Annotated in this window: 3 protein-coding genes; all 3 read right to left on the reverse strand. The window is 63.2% G+C overall.

Going from position 1 to position 3,351, the window contains the following annotated elements; translation table 11 throughout:
- Positions 1–390 (reverse strand): hypothetical protein, encoded by a 390-nt coding sequence (locus Q0X61_RS12980; RefSeq protein WP_297743283.1) that lies wholly within the window; start codon positions 388–390, stop codon positions 1–3.
- A 90-nt stretch (positions 391–480) separates the two neighbouring features.
- On the reverse strand, positions 481–3,153 hold the full coding sequence (acnA, locus tag Q0X61_RS12985; RefSeq protein ID WP_297743285.1) for an aconitate hydratase AcnA: 2,673 nt from the start codon (positions 3,151–3,153) through the stop codon (positions 481–483).
- Positions 3,154–3,242: 89 nt separating this feature from the next.
- The coding region (locus Q0X61_RS12990; protein WP_297743287.1) for a type II toxin-antitoxin system YoeB family toxin at positions 3,243–3,351 on the reverse strand (109 nt) is incomplete at its 5' end.

Below are 3,351 nucleotides of genomic sequence, written 5' to 3' on the forward strand. Positions count from 1 at the left end.
CTATAACTTCGGCACGAAACGCACGTCATGGAGCGCCTCTTCGACGAGATGCACCGCTCGCAGGAGGCGGAGCAGCCGAGCTTCTTCTTGCTGCAACACGTCGACGGCCTCCCCTGCCACGCGGGCGTCTACCCACCCGACAAGGTTTGCCCGCATCGTCGCCCGTTGCGACGTCGTGGCGGACAACTGCGCCTCCACATGCGAATGGGCCAAGCGCGCGAGCACGATGGGGTGATTGCGCAGCACACGATACCCCCGATACTCCGGCGGGGATGCGTCGAGGAGAAACGCGACCGCGCACTGCAACCAATCGTCGGCGCCTGGGGGCGGCACGGCCGACGGCCAGCCCGGTGGAACATACACCTGCACCAATGCGTTCGTATCAAACATGTGTTCTATTGAACACTACCCCACTGACACTTCTACACCACAGTGCCCCCGCCCAAGCGAACTCGGACGGAGGCACTGAATATGAGCTAGTCAGCCGATGAGGTTGCGCAGCACGTACTGCATGATGCCGCCGTTCAGGTAGTAGGCACGCTCTCCAGGAGTATCGATGCGCACCACGGCGTCAAACGTAGTCTCCTTGCCATCAGGGGCGACGGCGGTGACCTTCATTGTCTTGGGGGTGACGCCGTCGTTGAGCTTCGTTACGCCTTCGACGGAGAAGGTCTCCTCGCCGGTGAGCCCGAGCGATGCCGCCGATTCGCCCTCGGGGAACTGCAGCGGGAGCACACCCATGCCGATGAGGTTGGAGCGGTGGATACGCTCGTAGCTCTCAGCTATGACGAACTTCACGCCCAGCAGCGCGGTGCCTTTCGCGGCCCAGTCGCGCGACGACCCCGAACCGTACTCCTTACCCGCCAGGACGACGAGCGGAGTGCCAGCCTTTGCGTAGCTCTGGGCGGCCTCGTACACCGTGGTGACGGGGGCATCGTCGACGGTGAAGTCGCGTGTAAAACCTCCCTCGGTGCCAGGTGCAATCTGGTTGCGCAGCCGGATGTTGGCGAAGGTGCCACGAATCATGACCTCGTGGTTACCGCGACGCGAACCGTAGGAGTTAAAGTCGCGCTGTTCGACACCGTGCTCGGTGAGGTACTTACCTGCAGGCGAGTCGGCCTTGATGTTGCCGGCCGGGGAGATGTGGTCGGTGGTGACCGAGTCGCCCAGTTTCAGCAGCACCCGAGCCCCGGCAATGTCCTCGACGGGAGCAGCCTCGCGAGGCATGCCGTCGAAGTAGGGCGCCTTGCGGACGTACGTGGAGGCATCGTCCCAGGCGAAGGTGGCACCCTCGGGTGTGGGCAGGGAGCGCCAGCGCTCGTCGCCCTTGAACACGTCGGCGTAGCGCTCCTTGAACATCTCGGAGGAGATGGAGGAGCCGATGACTTCCTCAATCTCGGCTTCCGTGGGCCAGATGTCCTTCATGAAGACATCATTGCCGTCCTTGTCCTGACCGATCGGCTCGTTGAAGAGGTCGATATCCATCGTGCCCGCCAGCGCGTAGACGATGACGAGCATCGGCGAAGCCAGGTAGTTCATCTTCACGTCGGGGCTGATGCGGCCCTCGAAGTTGCGGTTACCAGACAGCACCGCGGTGACGGCGAGGTCGTTGTCGTTGATGGCCTTCGACACCTCGGGGATGAGCGGGCCAGTGTTGCCGATACAGGTGACACAGCCATAGCCGACGAGGTTGAAGCCGATGTCGTCGAGGTACCTCGTGAGCCCCGCCTTCTCGTAGTAGTCGGTGACCACCTGCGAACCCGGAGCCAGCGACGTCTTCACCCACGGCTTGCGGGTGAGGCCCTTCTCCACGGCCTTCTTCGCCACCAGTCCGGCGCCGATCATGACGCTCGGGTTGGAGGTGTTGGTGCACGACGTGATGGATGCGACGGTAACCGCACCGTTGCGCAGGTCGAACTTGTCGCCGGCCTTCAGTTCGACGGGCACCGCCGCCTCTGGGTTGGAGGTGTAGCTGGGCAGGAAGTGCTCGAAGGATTCTTTCGCCTCGCTAAGCCGGATGCGGTCCTGCGGACGCTTCGGGCCTGCGATGGAGGGCTCCACCGTAGAGAGATCGAGCTCGAGGTATTCGGAGTAGTTGGCTTCGCGCGACGGGTCGTGCCACAGGCCCTGCTCCTTCGCGTACGCCTCGACGAGGGCGATCTGCTGCTCGTCACGGCCGGTGAGGCGGAGGTAGTCGGTGGTCTTCTCATCGACGGGGAACACTGCGATGGTGGAGCCGTACTCGGGGCTCATGTTGCCGATGGTGGCGCGGTTGGCGAGCGGAACCTCGGCCACACCGTCGCCGTAGAACTCGACGAACTTGCCGACGACCTTGTGCTCGCGCAGCATCTCGGTGATGGTGAGCACAAGGTCGGTGGCGGTGGTGCCTTCGTTGAGCTTGCCCTTCAGCTTGAAGCCCACGACGCGCGGAATGAGCATCGACACGGGCTGGCCAAGCATGGCCGCCTCAGCTTCGATGCCGCCCACGCCCCAGCCGACGACGCCGAGGCCGTTGACCATGGTGGTGTGGGAGTCGGTGCCGACGCAGGTGTCAGGGTAGGCCTGGAGCACGCCGTCGACGGTGCGCGGGAAGACCACGCGGGCGAGGTGCTCAATGTTGACCTGGTGGACGATGCCGGTGCCGGGCGGCACCACCTTGAAGTCGTCAAATGCAGTCTGGCCCCAACGCAGGAACTGGTAGCGCTCGCGGTTGCGTTGGTACTCGATGTCGGTATTGGCCTCGAACGCGCCCTGGATGCCGAAGACCTCGGCGATGACGGAGTGGTCGATGACCATTTCGGCGGGCGACAGTGGGTTGATCTTCGACGGGTCACCGCCCAACTCTGCGACGGCTTCGCGCATGGTGGCGAGGTCGACAACACACGGCACGCCGGTGAAGTCCTGCATGATCACGCGCGCTGGCGTGAACTGGATCTCGTGATCAGGCTGCGCGTTCGGGTCCCAGTTTCCGAGGAACTCGATGTCCTCGCGGGTGATGTTCGCACCATCCTCGGTGCGCAACAGGTTCTCCAGCAAGATCTTCAGGCTGTATGGCAGCTTGTCTGAACCCGGCACGGCATCGAGCCGGAAGATTTCGTACGAAGTCCCTTGCACATCGAGGCTCGCCTTGGCCCCGAACGAGTTGACGCTCATCGTTCTCCTTATGGCGGCTTGTGAATCCGCCCCCGAGTCTACTGCCTAACCGTCTTTTGCGCTGCCTGAGCGTGCCGCGAGGGAAAGCGTCAATAGTGGTAGCGGGCTTGAAGAACGATCAGGTCGTCGCCAACCACGAGATACACCAAGCGGTGCTCCTCCGTAATTCGTCTGGACCAGGCACCCGTAGCGCCATAC

Origin of the sequence: uncultured Tessaracoccus sp. (assembly GCF_947255005.1) — a bacterium.
In the GTDB taxonomy this organism is placed as follows: Bacteria; Actinomycetota; Actinomycetes; order Propionibacteriales; family Propionibacteriaceae; genus Arachnia.

Coding starts and splice junctions, on each gene's coding strand:
- acnA (WP_297743285.1), bottom strand. CDS start 3,153: ATGAGCGTCAACTCGTTCGGGGCCAAGGCGAGCCTCGATGTGCAAGGG.
- Q0X61_RS12980 (WP_297743283.1), bottom strand. CDS start 390: ATGTTTGATACGAACGCATTGGTGCAGGTGTATGTTCCACCGGGCTGG.